Source organism: Pseudomonas yangonensis (genome assembly GCF_009932725.1).
GTDB lineage: Bacteria > Pseudomonadota > Gammaproteobacteria > Pseudomonadales > Pseudomonadaceae > Aquipseudomonas > Aquipseudomonas yangonensis.
The window spans coordinates 1-258 of record NZ_BLJU01000266.1 but is presented as its reverse complement, the minus strand read 5'-3'; the positions used below and the strand labels follow the sequence as shown (position 1 = coordinate 258).

The window sequence follows — 258 nt, the reverse complement described above, 5'->3', positions numbered from 1 at the left end:
GCGGCGCACAAAGGCACGCGCCGTACCGAGTTCGTCGCCCTGGCCAGTGCGCCGAATCAGGCGGTGCGCGAGGAAGGCTTACGACTGGTGCTGAGCGCACCGCGACGCGGTTCGATCAAACCGGGCGTGATCGTCAGCTATCGTGAGGTACCGGTGGGCAAGGTGGTGGATTTCGAACTGGGGCCAACCTCGGATCGGGTGCTTGTCCATGTGCTGATCGAACCGCGCTATGTTTCGCCGCCGTTCAAGCCACCGCCG

Annotated in this window: 1 protein-coding gene; it reads left to right on the top strand. The window is 64.7% G+C overall.

Going from position 1 to position 258, the window contains the following annotated elements; all coding sequences use genetic code 11:
- The coding region (locus GYB81_RS24285) for an MlaD family protein (protein ID WP_161898037.1) at positions 1-258 on the top strand (258 nt) is incomplete at both ends.